Origin of the sequence: Bacillus sp. 196mf, assembly GCF_003217275.1 — a bacterium.
Taxonomy (GTDB): domain Bacteria; phylum Bacillota; class Bacilli; order Bacillales; family Bacillaceae_G; genus Bacillus_A; species Bacillus_A thuringiensis_S.
Map to the genome: position 1 here is coordinate 132,252 of NZ_QJTG01000003.1, position 14,702 is coordinate 146,953.

Genomic DNA, 14,702 nt, shown 5'->3' on the forward strand with positions numbered 1-14,702 from the left:
AAAACAGAAAAAATGAAATTTGGATTACATAACTTGAAAATCATGGTAATATATAAAATGTTAATTTTATATATGAATATATACGTATAGGAGGAGAAATGATTTGTCAGATTTACAGACGAAGTTAGGTAGTGGAATGAATAAGTTACAAGAAGGAATAGAACAAGGGAAAATGAAGTTGCAAGTTGCACAAGAAATTGCTCAATTGAAAAAAGGAATGCAAGTGCAAATGCAGAAAAAAGCAGAGGTTCTATTAGAGGTTGGACAGCAAGTGTACGTTCAATTAAGAGGAAATGGAGTAAATGAAGCGAGCTTAAAAGAAATGATTGCTCCAGTTCAAGAATTTGATGTAGCTATTTATCAAGCAAGAAAACGCATTGTTGAATTGCAAAAACAACAAGGTGAAAAAGCTACATGTGAATGTGGTGGACCTTTATCAATAAATGATAAGTTTTGTGGTTCGTGTGGAAAGCCTAACCCGATGTTAGCAGTAGAAAATGAAGGTGAAACGGTAAATTGTATTTCATGTAATGAGCATATCGATAAAAACTCTACTTACTGTCCAGTTTGTGGAATTAAGCAAAGTGGGGAGTGAATTAAATGTATTGTCGCACATGTGGAAAACAACATGGTGAAGAAGTAAATTATTGTCCAAATGAAGGTAGTATGGAGATTGCAGGAGCTATAGATGCAATAACATTAGAAAAAGATACTGCAAAATACTGCAAAGGTTGTGGCAATGAAAATGCTCAAAAAAATTTATATTGTCAAAAGTGTGGGTATTCTTTATTTGTTGCGAAGAAAAAAGAACAATCTGTAAAATTGCCTACAATGGATGGTGCTCCTAAAGTTGAATTTAAAGCAGATAAAGCCGTTTTACAAAAAGGTTTTATTGGTGGGGCTGTTGCAAGTATTCTCATGTTAATTGCTGGTTGGATTGGTAGTTTATTATTTGCTTCTATAATAAGTGAGATGTTTAGCAAATTTGCGAAAGAATTAGATATGTTGCCGAATTTTTATTCGAGTGCAACTTCTACGATGTTAAGTTATCATTTACTTGGTTTTACAGCTAACGACGATAGTGGATTGATATTTTCTTTATCTTGGCATACTCCATTTACATTACTATTAATCATTCCATTTATTATTTTCGCTGGTACAGGAATTTGGTTAGGGAAGCAGCATGTTGCGAAAACGATTAAAGATCAAATTTTTATGGCATCAACAGTTGGTATTATTTATGGCATCTTTTTATTCATTATAAGTTTTATAGCATCACAATCTTTTGCAATTCCATTCTCAGAAGCAGGTAAGATTACGGTTGGCTATTCAGCGATTAAGAGTTTATTGAGTGGTTTTGTATGTGGGACATTATTTACTTTATTAGGATTTATTGCTCATACAAGCAAAAACAATATGGCAGCAGCATTTCAAGAGTTAATGCCATATGGAGCGTCTGTTTATTACGGTGTTTCAGCTATGATAAAAGGACTTTTAGTAACAGCAGTAGCGGTTTGTATTATGGCGTTAGTAAGTAAGGAAGATGGTATTGAACCATTAAAAGAAATAACAACTTTAAAATCAGAAAGTACATTATTAGCATTAGAGTTAACACCTCAATTATGGAGTATGGCTCATTTTGCGCCGTTAGAAGTATCAAGTCCAGCACTTAGTAAGGAATTTACTGGAATTGGTAAGAAATCAAAAGCATATGAGAGCACACTATCGTTTTCATTTATATCAGGCGTCTCTGTAAATGGCGTAGAGCTCAGAGAGATATTGATTTCAAAAGGAGCAAATGAGGAAAGCCTTGCAGAATTTGATAAAGTGAATAACGTATTCCATTATGGTTTATTACTGCTTATTATTCCATTGTTCTTTATGTTTAGAGCGGGAAGAAAGTTAGCTAAATTACCGACTGCCAATATATATATTACATTAGCGGTATGCAGTGGTTCTTACACAATTATGATGATTATAATGAATATGATTTCTAAGTTCCAAATTAATGTTTCAGGAACTGTAACAGGTTTATTTGGAACAAGTGGAACGGTATTATCTATGCAAAATTCATTTATATATTTAACTTTGTTTAGCTTGATTGTGACATATGTAGCAGCATTTGCTGGAATGAAATTAGCTAAAAAATAGGAGGAGAGCACGTTGAAGTTTTGTGGAACATGTAAAAAGAACGTTGCAGACCATTTGAACTTTTGTCCTGAGTGTGGGAGTAAAGTAGAAGTAATCGTTGATAACACTGCTGCTTCATATACAGAATTACAAAGTGAGACAAAACCAGTGAAAAGTAAGAGGAATTTATTTTTAATCATTGGTTTTGCTATTATTGTTATTTTATTATTTGGGGCATATAAATTTGGAGCATATAAGTTTTCAAAAGAAAAGCAAGTAAATGTAATGATTGAAGCATTCCAAAAGAAAGATATTAACGCAATTGATGAGTTTGTGAAAGCAAATGATTCAAGTTTAAAGATTAAGACAGAGGATATTAAAGCGTACATGCGTTATTTAAAAGAGAATCCTTCTTACAACAAACAATTGTTGTCTTATTTACAGAAAGAGACAGTAGATCAAAAGTTAACAAAAGATAAACCTGCATTTAAAGACGGGGAAATAGTAGAAGAGGGAAAAGAGTGGTTCTTATATCCAAAGTATAAGTTCAGCATGAAATCTTATTATATGAATGTAAGTACAACTGCAAAGAATGCAGAAATATATGTGAATGACAAAAAAGAAACAGAGCTTTCTAGTGATAAAAATTCGAAAGAGTTGGGGCCATACTTCCCAGGTACATATGTTGTAAAGGCAACGGCGAAGACAGAACTTACTGAATTAGAAACAGAGAAAGAAGTAGATTTAGCGGATGAGCAGAGTGAGAAAGTGAAAATTGATTTATCGCTTGAAGGCAAGTATGTAAGCATTTCTTCTGATGAAAGTGATGCAACTGTATTTGTGAACGGGAAAAAACGTGGAAAATTAAGTTATGGAAGTTATAAGCTTGGTCCTGTATCCACAGATGAAACAGTAGAAGTACATTTAGAGAAAACTACTGATTTTGGTGTGATGAAATCTGAAAGTATTAAAATTGGAGACCAAAGCACGTATTACTTAAAATTCCCGAAAGAAACATCAAATTCAGCAGTGGGCGAATTTGTAAAAAATCATATTTATGATAACGTACGTGCAATTTCATTAAATGATTTTAGTTTAATTGAAAATAATTATGATAAGAGCGGGAAATCGTATAAGGAAGACCGTGATTATATACAGTATTTACACAAAAAAGGAATTACAGAAGACTTATTAACGATGGAAGTTCGTAATGTAGAGCGTCAAAGTGATACGAAATATAAAGTAACGACATATGAAGAGTATCACATTCGTTACGGTGATGGATCTGTGAAGTTCAAAAGTTTTAATAACGAACATATTGTAACTGTGAATGGAAATGGAAAGATGTTGTATCATTCTCTTGGTGCAAATAATACGTTGAAATCAGAAGATGTATCTGGTCCAACTCGTTAATATGAAAGAGGCTGTTCAATATTTGAACAGCCTCTTTATTTTGTAGCTAAATCGATATTTCGTGTCAAACCGTTGATATATCGTAAGTTATGATAGATATAATTGAAAAATCGTTGATATATTGCGATTTATGATAGATATATTCGAAAAATCGTTGATATATCTTTTTTTCAATTATAAGTGCGTTTCTTTTAATATCGCTTGTACATACGGATCATGTAATATTTGCTCTATAATTGGCAACATATTTTGTTCAAATGGAATGTCGATAGGAAATGGTTTTTGAGAGCCTGGTTTTATTCCATATTGCACAATTTTGTAATGTGTATTGTTTTCAGACTTGAGCACAATTAACTTATAGCGATTATCATCGCCAGCAAGTGAGAAATCAATAGAAGTAGCGTTATATGTTACTTCATCTTTATATATGTACGGCTTTGGCGTACCAATCCAGTCTACTTTTGCTTGTACATTCATGGGCATAGCCTCCTTATATGTATTATAAATAAATAAAAGCCAGCTCTCAATAAAGAGAACCGGCTTGTAATTTAGCAGTCATTGGTTATTTTAAAATTTTCACTTTAACAGTTTTGCGTCCCCATTTTTGAGCAGCGCTATCTGATCCAAGTAAGATGTCGATACGGTTACCTTTAATTGCACCACCAGTATCTCCAGCGATAGCTTCTCCGTAACCTTCTACCCATACTTTAGATCCTAATGGGATTACTTTCGGGTCAACAGCGATCATTTTCATGTTTGGATTCGCAGTTAAATCATGACCCATTGCAGTTAATACACGGCCGCCATATGTGCCACCGTTTTCGCTCGGGTGAGCTGTATATGCTGTAGCTACAACTGTTAACTCACGACCACCAGATGGTGTGCTAGTTTCAGCAGCTTTCACAGCAGGCTTAGCAGCTGGTTTTGCTTGTGCTGCAGGTGCTTGAGCCTTAGCTGGTGCTTCAGCTTTAGCAGGAACAGTCGTTTCTTGTTTCTCAATTACAGGTGCTGTACCTGTTAAGAAAGGAACATGAACATAAGCTGTTTTCCCGTTATATTCAAATTGTAACCACTCATTTTGTACTTGGTTCGTTGTTTCGATTACATCGTCTTTCTTCAACTTTCCAAGAATTTCTGAGTTTGTGTTCGCTTCAGCACGTACGTTTAATACGTTAGCTGTTACGTAGTAGATGCTTTTTGTGAACTCTGCACTTACGAATGCGTCTTTACCGTCTAAAGTAACTTTTGACCATCCGTTCTCTGTATTTTGAACATCTATCTTATTACCGTTTAGTAATTTACCGACAACTTTTGATTCCGTAGTAGGGTTTTCGCGTACGTTTAGTACGTCTGTTGTTACAACAGTTTCTGCATTAGCAGATGATGTGAAAATCCCAAGACCAAAAACTGCTGCTGTTGCTATACCAATTAATTTTTTCATGATAGCCTCCATTGCGTTTGTTTTCGTGTCCTCATTATAGCAACAGATTTTTTCGGATTTGGGGAAAACACACAATTACAAACCATTCGTAATAAGTCGTTAACATCCTGTAATATAACAAAAAATATAGGAAAGCGTTTTTCATTCTATATGACTCATAGGTTTCTAGTTATATTCAAAATATTTAATACAACATGTTTTTTTCGACGTAAATAAGAATATTACAGGGATGTTACATGATGTTTACTAAACGATTACATTCCTTGAGTGTTTTACCGTTTTATGGGTAATATAGTTATATAAACATAAACATTTTGTTTGTGAAGCTATAAACACGTGCTATATACTAGCAAAAAAACCGCATAATTGTTACAAAACGAAAGGGTTGCAAGGAAGAACTTTGCCCTTTTTTACATATGTAACACATCCTTTTTTAGGAAAATACATTCCTATCCGCGTTTTTCTCACACAATTTGACAGCAGTATTTCTAACTTGTAGCTCTTGCAGAGTGAAAAGGTTATACGAAAGGTAAGGCTGTCCATAAGAATTCGAATTGGTGAAGGTGAAAGTAAGAAAATCACCGCAAAATTATAGTTTTCTATCCGATTTTACATATCGGAATTTATGTTATTTACAAAAACGAAACCTACGAAGGGGGATTTGATGAGGAAACTGACAAAAACATTCATCGTTTCATTAACATTATGTATTGCATTTACAATTTGGGGGATTATTCCCGAATCTATTATTGGAAAAGGTAGCTTAGGAAATGTAACAACCGCAATTCAAACTGCATTAGTTAGTAAGTTTGGATGGTTTTATATTATTTCCGTTTCTATTATTTTAGGTGTATCTATCTTTTTAATTGTTTCGAAATACGGTTCTATTCGTTTAGGTAAAGATGATGACGAACCTGATTATAGTTATATGACATGGTTTGCTATGTTATTTAGTGCTGGTATGGGTATTGGCTTAGTTTTCTGGGGCGTTGCCGAACCATTAAACCATTTATACGCACCTCCGTTTGGGGATAGTGCAACTGAGGAAAGTGCGCGCCTTGCACTGCGTTTTTCATTTTTCCATTGGGGATTACATCCTTGGGGACTATATGCGTTTGTAGCGTTATGTATTGCTTACTTTACCTTTAGAAAAGGAAAAGCAAGTACGATTAGTGCGACAGTAGGCCCGTTATTTAAGGGCGGGGAACACGGGCGTATTGCTCATTCATTTGATGTGTTAGCTGTTTTCGCAACTGTGTTTGGTGTTGCAACATCATTAGGTCTCGGTGCAAAACAAATTGCAGGTGGTGTTAGTTATTTAACATCTATCCCGAACTCATTAACGACTCAGTTAGTTATTATTGCAATCGTAACAGTATTATTTATGTTATCTGCGCAAACAGGTCTTGATAAAGGAATTAAATATTTAAGTAATACGAATATTATTTTTGCGTTTGCACTTATGATTATTGTATTATTTGCGGGTCCAACAAACTTTATTATGAATTACTTCACTTCAACAATCGGTTCTTATATTCAGGAATTACCAAGCATGAGCTTCCGTTTAAGTCCATTAGACGAAGGTGGAAACCAATGGATTCAATCGTGGACAATTTTCTATTGGGCATGGTGGATTGCATGGTCACCATTCGTAGGTACGTTTATTGCTCGTGTTTCACGAGGTCGTACGATTCGTGAGTTTGTTATCGGTGTGTTACTTGTGCCGACCGTAATTGGTGCACTTTGGTTCTCTGTGTTCGGCGGTACTGGTATTCATATGGAGCTGTTTGGTGATGCACATATCTTCGACAAAGTGAAAGAAATGGGAACAGAAGTAGGATTATTCGCTATGTTCGATCAGATGGGCAGCTTTGGATCAGCTTTATCGGTTTTAGGTATTTTACTTATTGCAACATTCTTTATTACATCTGCAGACTCTGCAACATTCGTTTTAGGGATGTTAACGACACATGGTAGTTTAAACCCACCAAATCGTATTAAAATGATTTGGGGTATCGTTCTAGCCGCGATAGCTTCTACGCTATTATATATTGGCGGATTAGAAGCCTTACAAACGGCAGCTATCATTGCAGCATTCCCGTTCGTCTTTGTTATTTTCTTTATGATGGCAGCATTATTTAAAGAGTTACAAAAAGAAGGACGTATGAAGCGTCATTAATAATAGAAGGAAAAGAGCTGATTTCATATCAGCTCTTTTTTTATCCCTCTATTTGCTGAGCAGTAAGAACCCCACCTCAAAATTCAGCAAAAGCAAATAAGTCGAGCTGCTTGTAAAAGCCCGATTGGTGATGGCTAATGAAAGTTTCACTTTATATAGAAGGAATTTGAAATGCGGGTAGGGGAAATAAAATACTTTACCATATAAGTAGTATGCCTTTTATACGAAGAAAAAACGATAGGTTTCGACAATATTCGATACCTTACGAATTCTATTCGTATTTTTGTCAAAAATATGTCGGAAATGTGTTGTCACGTTTATATATATGTGCTATATTATTTCCTGTAAGCGATTTCAAATAGTTTTAAAGCGCATTCAAGGGGGACATCTAGAATAATGAAACGTTACGAAAGAAAGTGGAAGCATATTTGTTTGAAACGTGTGGCACATCGTAGTGTCCAAGAAAGCACGGAACCTAAGACTGAAACGCGCAAAGAACAGCAAGAGAAGCAATTGGTTCTACAAAAATAGCAATCACTTTTTCGTATATAAATGAAGGTCGATCGTTCGTTGGGGGATGGACGTGAAATTACTTTCAGCTAAGGGGTATTGTCTGATATATAATTTATACGGCAATAAATAAGCACAGAGCATACGGCGCTCTGTGCTTATTTTTATTTATCTTTTTTAAATCGAACTGTCTTATCCCAGCCAATGACCTGTTTCTTGCTCTTCGCACGTAAGTATAAGATTAAGCTGCGAATAAATAAGTACGTAAAGAGCTGTGCGTACGTAAAGTACATAATAACGCTAATAAAAATATTAGTCGGTGTAAAGGTTCGTTCGACACTCTGGGCACTAAATAATTGAGAAACATATGTAATATATGCGACATACCACATAAATAGTAGCGGAATGCTATATTGAATTTGGAATATCCCGAGTAGCCCAATTACAAACCAAACGTTCGAAATGATTAGGAATAGCCAAAATACAACATACACTAGAACTTGTTGTAAGGAATGGACGAGAAGTTTTCCTTTAAAGAAACTTAATGATGAGAACATTTTTTCTAAAATGTATAAATTCCCTTGGAGCCAACGTGTACGTTGTTTAATAAGGATTTTTAAATGCTCTGGTTCTTGTTCCCAAGTAACTGATTCTGGGACGATTGGTAAGAGATAACCTTTTTGTGTAATTCGTAATGTTAATTCGGCATCTTCTGCAATTGCATAAGGGTCATAGCCACCAAGCTCTTCTAGTGCAGAGCGACGAAGAAGCATGTTTGTTCCTGTCAGTGAGCCTGTTTGGAATAGTAACCAGCGTCCAGATTGCATAAGGAGCTGGAAGATTTGAAATTCTAGCGAAATCATTCGCGTCAGCCAGTTTCTTTTTTCGTTTACTGTACGAACATGTCCAACAGCCCCAACAGCATCTTCAGTTGTTTCAGCGTGCTCTACAAGCATTCGCAGTGCGTGTGGTTCAGGTTGGTTATCTGCATCGTACACACAGAAGTATTCACCATCTGAAATACTAAGGCCGTAGTTTAATACGCGTGATTTACCCTTCGGTTCACCGGACGGAACACGAATGTGACGAATGTGGGCATAAGCTTTGTCGAAATCATCGCCGATTTCAGGTGTTTCATCTTGAGAGTTATCATTTAATAGATAAATGGTTAGCTTTCCTGGATATTCAATCTTCGCCATTGCCTCTAAAGTATCTTTAATAACGACCCCTTCATTATGAGCAGGGATGAAAATATCAACGCTCGGATAATGTTCTAGCGTACGATCTTTTCGTTTACTATTTCGGTGAATTAAGCCCGCGATTGTTAAGAAAGAGTAGTAAACGAGTAAGCCAGAGAATAGAAAGGCCGTAAAAATAAGAACATATTTAATTGAAAATGTGATACTGATCCAAAAAACGAGTACGCAAAACAGAAGAAATAAAAGAAGTATAACGAGAGTCATCATAACAATGTCTGTCCTTTGTTTCCAATTTGCTCACGTGAAATTTTTATATCTCGGATTGCTTCAGCTGCAAGCCATTGCTCCATTTTTGGCTTTAGGCGGTTCATTACAATATCAGCACCAGCTTCATTTGTGTTTTGTAATAAAATAACTAGCGTATTATTATCATATTCAGCAGCAAGGTCAAAATCATTCCTTACGGTTTCAACTAATAAGGAAGCTACACGGTCCATAACACTTTCCTTCGTATATTTACTAAAGGAAGTGAAATCAAAGTAAACAATAAAGCCTGTTTCGTTACGACGATTCATTGCAGTCGTTAATAAAGCTTGGCGTCTCTCGAATTCTTGTCTCGTTAGTAATTTTGATTCTCCAATATATTGTTCCAACGTTCTCACACGCTCAGTCAAAGTTTTATTTTCATGAATCACTTTTTTCAATAGGTGAGTTGTTATGTATACAATGAAGAAGTTAGCTGCCATCAGGAAGTGGGTAATCATATATTGCCATTGAACTGATGTACTCCATAAATGAAGCCATGCTTCATAAAATAAATAAAATACGGAAATGATGGTTCCTAGTATGAAGAAAATAAATGCTGTTTTGTCAGCTAAAAATAAGAATAGTACATTTACGATTACGTATATTATTGTAAAAATGAGCGCATGCTCATAATTCGTCACATGTACAGTAGTAAAATAAAATACAATTTGTAGAATCCACATAGAGAGGATTTTATAGAACTTATCTTTCACAAAACTTTCCTCCTTAAAGCTATTTCATCCATAGATACTTGTAGTATGCGCAATTATTAAGAAATTGACTATGTCGTTAAATTCTTTTGAAGGGCAACAACAAGTAGTATTTCTATTTTCATCAGAAAAATAAAAAGATCTAAACATTATTGTATCATAATGTTCTTATATTTGGGATAAGGTGGTTGATAGATATATATAATACGTTTGGATTGCATGAAAAAAGTCTTCTCTTGGAGAAAGAGAAGACTCTATATAAGTTTATAGGAACATCATACCTGCAACTGCTGCGTTTAAGAAGTTCGCTAATGTACCAGCGATAACTGCTTTAATCCCTAATTGTGCAATTTGTTTACGGCGAGTAGGAGCTAAAGTTCCTGTTACACCTAATTGAATTGCGATAGAAGAGAAGTTTGCGAATCCACAGATTGCAAATGTTAAAATTAGATTTGTTTTGTCAGAGAACTCTGCCATGTGTGGCCCTAAGTTTGCGTATGCAACGAATTCGTTAATTGCAAGTTTTTGACCGATAAAGCTTGCTGCTTGTACAGCTTCACCTGGAGAAACACCGATTAAGATTGCAAATGGTGATAATAAGTAACCGAAGATTAAATCAAGGCTAAGTTTAATATCGAACCAAGAACCAACCCATCCTAATAATCCATTTAATAAAGCGATTAATGCGATGAAAGCCATTAACATTGCTGCTACGTTAATAACAAGTTGCATACCTTCAGATGCACCGCGTGCAGCTGCATCGATAACGTTTGCATCTTCACGTTCTGTAGAAAGTTCAACGTTATTATCTACTTTTTCTGTCTCTGGCATGATTAGTTTTGCAATTAATAAGCTTGATGGAGCTGCCATAATTGCAGCTGCTAATAAGTGCTCTAACGGAATACCCATTGCTGCATAGCCGACAAGAACGGATCCAGCAACAGCTGTCATACCGCTTACCATAATAGTGAAGAATTCACTATTTGTTAAGCGTGCTAAGTAAGGTTTAATTAAAATTGGAGCTTCAGTTTGTCCTAAAAATACAGTCGTTACTGAGTTTAAGCTTTCTGCTTTAGAAGTACCAAGAAGTTTACTTAATGCACCACCAACGACGCTAACAAATTTCTGCATAATACCGAAATGATATAAGATTGCTACTAATGAACTAATAAATACGATTGGAAGTAGTGCTTGAATAAAGAATACAAATCCCCAAGGTCCTTTTGCGTTGACTAAATCCCCAGCAACGAACTTAATTCCCTCGTAAGAAAAATTAATTAATCCTTGAACACCGTCAGCAGCGTGTTTTAAACCTGCTTTACCAGCATCCCATCGTAATACGATAAATGAAAATGACATTTGTAATGCTAGCGCAATTAAAATTGTGCGCCAATTAATAGCTTTGCGGTTGGAAGATAGTAAGAAAGCAATTGCTAATACTCCAATCACGCCGCCAATTCCCCATAAAAGATTCATGCAGTGTATGCTCCTTCCTCATAGTAAAAAAAGTGTATAAACCAGTTGTCTATACTTTTGCGAATATACATCTTAAGTAACTTATCATAATGGACATCGGAGGTCAAACGTCTAACGAAAAGTTTAAATAAAAAGAAAATTCTTCAAAAAAACACATATGAAATGAATGGACATGAAATAGGTTATGTTTTTTATGAGAATATATACATTATGATAACGTTATGGATTATTTTTGCAGAATAAAGTGTATGAAATGGAAGAATGGATACATTATTTTTATAGAGAGAAGGTAGGAGAAAGGGAGTAATATGTTGAACTCATAGCAAAAAGCCTTCTAGTAAACTAGAAGGCTTGGAAACTATTAATTAAGGTGCTTTCGTGTATCCTAAGAAGTGGCTCTTCCAATAAGAGTTACTTAATGAAGCGATTGCTACACCTTTATCTCCAGCTTGGATAAATGATCCGCCCCCAAGGTAAATACCCATGTGAGAAGGACCTGATTTATAAGTGTTTTGGAAATAAATTAAGTCACCTGGTTGTGGATTTGAAGTTTGTGGTAGGCTACTCCAATATCCCGCAACACTTTGACGGCTAATGTTATGACCAAATTTCTTAAATACGTGGTAGATGTAGCCACTGCAGTCTACGCCGTTAGCAGAAGTTCCGCCCCAAACGTATGGTACACCTTGCATTGATTTTGCATATGCAAGTACGGAAGAACTGTCGCCACTATTATTGCCTGTATTATTATTGTTGTTATTGTTTTGATTGTTATTTTGGTTATTGTTAGGCTTATTATCTACTGCGCCTCCAACTGGTGTTTTAGATAGGTAACGTGTTCCGATATAACCATTTTGACCGTTGTAGTTAATTTTGCTCCATCCAGAGTTTTCAGAGATTACTTGAACCTTCTGACCTTGTGGAAGTGCGCCTATGATTCTATAATTTGTACCTTCGCCGCTACGTACATTTAGTGCAGAAGCATTAATGTAATAGTCGCCAATTGCACCTTGGTTAGGTTTTTCAGGTTGTTTTGGTTGCTCAGGAGTAGTAGTGCCACCTTTAACGAATTTTACAAATTCGCTACTAACAAATCCTGTTTTTCCTTGGTAATTTACTTTAAACCAACCGTTTTCAGATCCAACTACGTTTAATGTTGTACCGTTTAAAACGCCACCAATTACACTATGGTAAGCGGCAGGGCCTGTACGAACACGTAAAGATGTAGCGTTAACTACGTAAGAACCACCAGTTTGAATAGTTCCATTATTATTGTTTTGCTCTTGTTTGTTGCCTTCTGTAACGTTTTCGTTAGAACCGCCTTTTGTTACGTAGTCTTTGCTTATATAAGCAGTTTGTCCTGCGTAATTGATTTTGAACCAATCTTGAACTTCGCCGACAACTTGTACTACTTGTCCTTTTTTGACAGAACCTACAGTTGTGTGAGAAGTGCTAGGACCTGTACGAACGCGAAGGGAAGATACATTTACTGTATAGTTTCCGCTTGCTGGTTTTACTTCTTGGTTGTTATTATTCGTATTGTTGTTTGAAGAACCCCCATTAGAAGAAACGCCAGATACGAATTCGCCACTTACATAACCTACTTGTCCATTATGGTTAATTTTCACCCAACCATTTTCTTGTCCAATTACGTTTAATGTTTGTCCTTCATATACACGTCCAGAAACAGAACTAGAAGTGTTAGGAGCTGTACGTACACGTAATACATCAGCAGTAACTTTATTGTTTCCACCTGTGCTTACATTGTTGTTTGCTGCTCCACTTTTTGATACAAATTCGCCACTAACAAAGCCTGTTTTTCCGTTAATGTTAATTTTGAACCAACCATTTTCTTCGCCAATCACGTTTAGTGATTGACCGCTATAAACGCGTGAGATGATGTCGTGAGAAGTGCTTGATCCTGCACGAACATGTAATACGCTCGCGTTTACCTTATAAGATGAGTCGTTTGATGCAGAAGCTTGGACAGTTGTAGCAGCTTTTTGTGTATTTTGTTCAGGTGCAGCTTGAACACTATCAAGTGTAGGTGCTGCTCCCCCTGCTACAGACACTGCCGCAAGACCGGCAAGGTACTTTTTCATAATTTGTCGATTCCTTTCTGTCTGTAATGTAGTGAAGAAATATTTACCAACTGTTAAAAATTCTAAAGAGCATGTCGATTACTGTCAAGACTTATATAGGAATCTGAATATGACAAAAAGATTACAAGAAAAAAATCAAGGCATAAAATTACACCTTGATTTCCATTTAAATGCATATATTGAATATGAAAGGACAGAAATTATTCGTGTTTAAGAAGATGCCATATTGGATTGTAACAAGATTTGATTAAAAGATTTTTGCAGTTTTTTGGTGATAGGTCCAACTTGCCCATCTTGAATCGCGGTTCCATCAAGGTGGGTCATTGGTAAAATTTCAATCGTTGTGCCTGTAAAAAAGCATTCATCTGCTTGATAAACGTCACGAACGCTGAAAAGTTCTTCCTGTACAGGAATGTGAAGAGTATTGGCTAAAGAAAGGACATATTGACGAATAATACCATTTAAAATAAGGTGATTGGCTGGATGTGTGTAAAGAGTTCCGTTTTTAATTAAGAAGAAGTTGGAATGGCTTCCTTCCGTTACAATACCATTCCTTACGAGAAGTGCCTCTTTACAGCCTTTCCGTTCAGCTTTCGTAGCAGCTAGTACGTTTGGTAATAAATTTAATGATTTAATGTCACAGCGTAGCCATCGTGTATCGGGTTCTGATATAGCGCGTATACCATATTCGATCCATAACGCTGGCCTTTCTTTTTTTGTAATATAGGCATAAATTGTCGGAGGGTTGTCATATGAAAATATATGTGTGCGAGCTTGTACACCGCGAGATACTTGCAAATAAATTGTGCCATCTTCGTGGAAATGGTTTCTTTCAATTAATTTGTAAAGTAAAGTGATGAGTTCAGCTTTTGAGAAAGGGAGCGATAATTCTATTTCTTCCATGGATCGATATAATCTCGTTATGTGCGGATCTAATAAGTGAAAGTTCCCTTTATATAGGCGAATAACCTCGTAGACACCATCTCCGAACTGCAAACCTCTTTCTTCAAGTTCTATGTACGTTTGTTGTTTTGTTGTATCAATAACTTCATCATTCCAAAGTACAAATTTTTCGTATGCCAATTTCCGTCCCATCCTTTCGTAAGTACGTAAGTAACGTGAAACTTTCATTCATGCGAGATAAGAATCACTATAGTAATTTTTATGTAAGTAATTCTCTACATATGCCCGTAAATGCCCGATTGGTGAGGGCTGATTAAAGTTTCACTTTACAGC

General features: G+C 35.8%; 11 protein-coding genes. 4 read left to right on the forward strand and 7 right to left on the reverse strand.

The window, feature by feature from the left end; genetic code table 11:
• Positions 1–103 precede the first annotated feature (103 nt).
• Genes ATL10_RS07355 through ATL10_RS07365 form a run of 3 tightly spaced genes read left to right on the forward strand, consistent with a single transcriptional unit; the run spans position 104 to position 3,543 of the window.
• Positions 104–595: a zinc ribbon domain-containing protein gene (locus ATL10_RS07355; RefSeq protein WP_001281749.1), complete on the forward strand. Its 492-nt coding sequence runs from the start codon at positions 104–106 to the stop codon at positions 593–595.
• Positions 596–600: 5 nt separating this feature from the next.
• Positions 601–2,151 (forward strand): zinc ribbon domain-containing protein, encoded by a 1,551-nt coding sequence (locus tag ATL10_RS07360; protein WP_098834908.1) that lies wholly within the window; start codon positions 601–603, stop codon positions 2,149–2,151.
• A gap of 12 nt (positions 2,152–2,163) precedes the next feature.
• Entirely contained in the window at positions 2,164–3,543 is a 1,380-nt protein-coding gene (locus ATL10_RS07365; protein ID WP_090978561.1) for a zinc ribbon domain-containing protein, read from the forward strand.
• A 174-nt stretch (positions 3,544–3,717) separates the two neighbouring features.
• On the opposite strand, the gene ATL10_RS07370 is transcribed toward ATL10_RS07365, so the two are convergent.
• Together ATL10_RS07370 and ATL10_RS07375 are read right to left on the reverse strand one after the other, a co-directional pair.
• Positions 3,718–4,020, reverse strand: a complete 303-nt coding sequence (locus ATL10_RS07370) for a DUF3910 family protein (RefSeq protein ID WP_090978563.1) — start codon at positions 4,018–4,020, stop codon at positions 3,718–3,720.
• Between the two features lie 85 nt (positions 4,021–4,105).
• Positions 4,106–4,984, reverse strand: coding sequence for a cell wall-binding protein EntA (locus ATL10_RS07375; RefSeq protein ID WP_000733343.1), 879 nt, complete (start codon positions 4,982–4,984; stop codon positions 4,106–4,108).
• Between the two features lie 664 nt (positions 4,985–5,648).
• Between ATL10_RS07375 and opuD the strand changes: the two genes are divergently transcribed.
• Positions 5,649–7,163: a glycine betaine transporter OpuD gene (gene opuD / locus ATL10_RS07385; RefSeq protein WP_001229103.1), complete on the forward strand. Its 1,515-nt coding sequence runs from the start codon at positions 5,649–5,651 to the stop codon at positions 7,161–7,163.
• A gap of 674 nt (positions 7,164–7,837) precedes the next feature.
• On the opposite strand, the gene ATL10_RS07395 is transcribed toward opuD, so the two are convergent.
• From ATL10_RS07395 to ATL10_RS07420, 5 genes are all read right to left on the reverse strand, one after another.
• On the reverse strand, positions 7,838–9,139 hold the full coding sequence (locus tag ATL10_RS07395) for a glycosyltransferase family 2 protein (protein ID WP_000988755.1): 1,302 nt from the start codon (positions 9,137–9,139) through the stop codon (positions 7,838–7,840).
• On the reverse strand, positions 9,136–9,891 hold the full coding sequence (locus tag ATL10_RS07400; RefSeq protein WP_000653228.1) for a nucleotidyl cyclase domain-containing protein: 756 nt from the start codon (positions 9,889–9,891) through the stop codon (positions 9,136–9,138). Before ATL10_RS07400 ends, ATL10_RS07395 begins: the two co-directional genes overlap by 4 nt.
• A 261-nt stretch (positions 9,892–10,152) precedes the next feature.
• Positions 10,153–11,364 carry a NupC/NupG family nucleoside CNT transporter gene (locus ATL10_RS07405; protein WP_001051020.1) on the reverse strand — a complete coding sequence of 404 codons (1,212 nt, stop codon included), beginning with the start codon at positions 11,362–11,364 and terminating at the stop codon, positions 10,153–10,155.
• A 365-nt stretch (positions 11,365–11,729) separates the two neighbouring features.
• Complete coding sequence (locus ATL10_RS07410) at positions 11,730–13,466, reverse strand: C40 family peptidase (protein ID WP_098566681.1); 1,737 nt, start codon at positions 13,464–13,466, stop codon at positions 11,730–11,732.
• A 210-nt stretch (positions 13,467–13,676) separates the two neighbouring features.
• Positions 13,677–14,561 carry a D-amino-acid transaminase gene (locus ATL10_RS07420; protein ID WP_074593743.1) on the reverse strand — a complete coding sequence of 295 codons (885 nt, stop codon included), beginning with the start codon at positions 14,559–14,561 and terminating at the stop codon, positions 13,677–13,679.
• Between the last annotated feature and the right edge of the window lie 141 nt (positions 14,562–14,702).

Coding starts and splice junctions, on each gene's coding strand:
- ATL10_RS07405 (WP_001051020.1), bottom strand. CDS start 11,364: ATGAATCTTTTATGGGGAATTGGCGGCGTGATTGGAGTATTAGCAATT.
- ATL10_RS07370 (WP_090978563.1), bottom strand. CDS start 4,020: ATGAATGTACAAGCAAAAGTAGACTGGATTGGTACGCCAAAGCCGTAC.
- ATL10_RS07375 (WP_000733343.1), bottom strand. CDS start 4,984: ATGAAAAAATTAATTGGTATAGCAACAGCAGCAGTTTTTGGTCTTGGG.
- ATL10_RS07410 (WP_098566681.1), bottom strand. CDS start 13,466: ATGAAAAAGTACCTTGCCGGTCTTGCGGCAGTGTCTGTAGCAGGGGGA.
- ATL10_RS07360 (WP_098834908.1), top strand. CDS start 601: ATGTATTGTCGCACATGTGGAAAACAACATGGTGAAGAAGTAAATTAT.
- opuD (WP_001229103.1), top strand. CDS start 5,649: ATGAGGAAACTGACAAAAACATTCATCGTTTCATTAACATTATGTATT.
- ATL10_RS07395 (WP_000988755.1), bottom strand. CDS start 9,139: ATGATGACTCTCGTTATACTTCTTTTATTTCTTCTGTTTTGCGTACTC.
- ATL10_RS07420 (WP_074593743.1), bottom strand. CDS start 14,561: ATGGGACGGAAATTGGCATACGAAAAATTTGTACTTTGGAATGATGAA.